Origin of the sequence: Peptoanaerobacter stomatis (genome assembly GCF_000238115.1) — a bacterium.
Classification (GTDB): domain Bacteria; phylum Bacillota; class Clostridia; order Peptostreptococcales; family Filifactoraceae; genus Peptoanaerobacter; species Peptoanaerobacter stomatis.
In genome coordinates, this window is record NZ_JH414586.1 from 1 (window position 1) to 1637 (window position 1637).

The 1637-nt window shown below is 32.9% G+C and carries 1 protein-coding gene; it reads right to left on the bottom strand.

The window, feature by feature from the left end; all coding sequences use genetic code 11:
* Nucleotides 1-1637: S-layer homology domain-containing protein (locus HMPREF9629_RS11190; protein WP_009526477.1), on the bottom strand; the 1637-nt coding region annotated here is incomplete at both ends.

Sequence of the window (1637 nt, forward strand, 5' to 3'; positions counted from 1 at the left end):
CTGACATAGTATCTACTTTTGTTGATTGATTGTCTATTATGCTTTTTATAAGTTTTTCTTCTTTTTCTTTTGTAAAATATTTTCTATCATCTTTATTTTCTGTTAATTCTATTTTTGTTATCTTTCCTCCACTTACTGTTACTTTTACTTTTATGGAGTTTGTATAATATCCGCTTGCTGTACCTTCGTATTCTCCGTCTTTTAGGTCTGTAAAGTCTGTTTCTTGTTTTGCTCCTGCTGTTCCGCCTCCTCCTGCTGAACTTGCTCCTCCGTCCATATTCTTTCTTGCGTATTCTGATTGTCCGGGTTTTGTTGTCTTTCCTTTGGCTTGTTCTAATGCGTCTTTTGTTGCGTTTATTATTCCGTTACTGCTGTATGTTGCTCCGCTTATTACTTCTACTTCTGCTTTTTGTTTTCTTTTTATGTCTTGTATTATGTTCTTGGCTGAGTCCATATAGCTTGTGTCGTCTGAGTGGCTTATTACTTCTACTTGTTCTATTTTTTTGTCTTTTATTGTTACTTTTACTTTTACTGTCCCTGAAAATCCGTTTGCTTCTCCTATATATTCTCCGTCTTTGTATTCTTCTTGTGGTTTTGTTTCTTCTTTTTTGTTTTCTGCTTTTCCTAATGCGTCTTGTACTGCGTACATTATTCCTTTACTTGATATTGTGGCTCCTGCACTTATGTCTACTTGGCTGTCTTGTTTTTCTATTATTCTGTCTATTACTTTTTTTGCTTGGTTCCAGTATATTTGGTCTTCTTTTTGCTCTATTACTTCTATTTTTGCTATTTTTCCTTTTTCTATTGTTACTTTTACTTTTATGTCGCTTGCGTATCCTTTTGCTTTTCCTTCGTATTGTCCGTCTTTGTATTTTTGTTGTTCTTGTTTGTTTTCTTGTTTATTTTCTTCTTTGTCTTGTATTATTTGTAATTCACTGCTGTTGTTTTGCATCTTGCCTTTTATTTGTACGTTTTGTAATTGTATTTTCCCTTTTGCTTGTTTGTCTATTATCAGGTCTTGTATTTGGGTGTCTTTTATTGTTATGTCTCCTGTTAGTATTGTTAAATTGTTTATTTGTCCTAAGTTGTATTCTCCTTTGAAGCTTAGTGTTCTGTTGTTTTGTTTGTAGGCTTCTATTAGTGTTATTGCTTCTGCTCTTGTCATTTTGTTTGTTGGGTTTATTTGGTTTTGATATCCTGCTACGTATCCGTTTGATATCATGTTTTCTACTGATTGTTTTGCCCAACTTGATGTTTTTTCTATGTCTTTTATTTGATTTTTGTCTATTTGGCTTTTGCTTTTTGTGTTTGCTATTTTGTTTATTATTGTCATTACTTCTTGTCTTGTTATGTTGCTGCCTGGTGATATTGTATCTTTGCTTGTTCCGTTTATATATCCTTGTTCTATTGCTGTCATTATTTGGCTGTAGTACCAATCTGTTTGTTTTATGTCTTTGTATGTTTTTATTTTGTCTCCTGTTTTGTTGTATCCTAATGCTTTGTTTATCAATGTTATGAATTCTGCTCTTGTTATGTTGTTGTCAGGGTTTATGTTCCCGTTTTTATCTCCTTTTAGGAATCCTTCTTGTTGCCATTTTGTTATTGTTTGTTTTGCCCAGTGGTTTTCTATGTCGCCT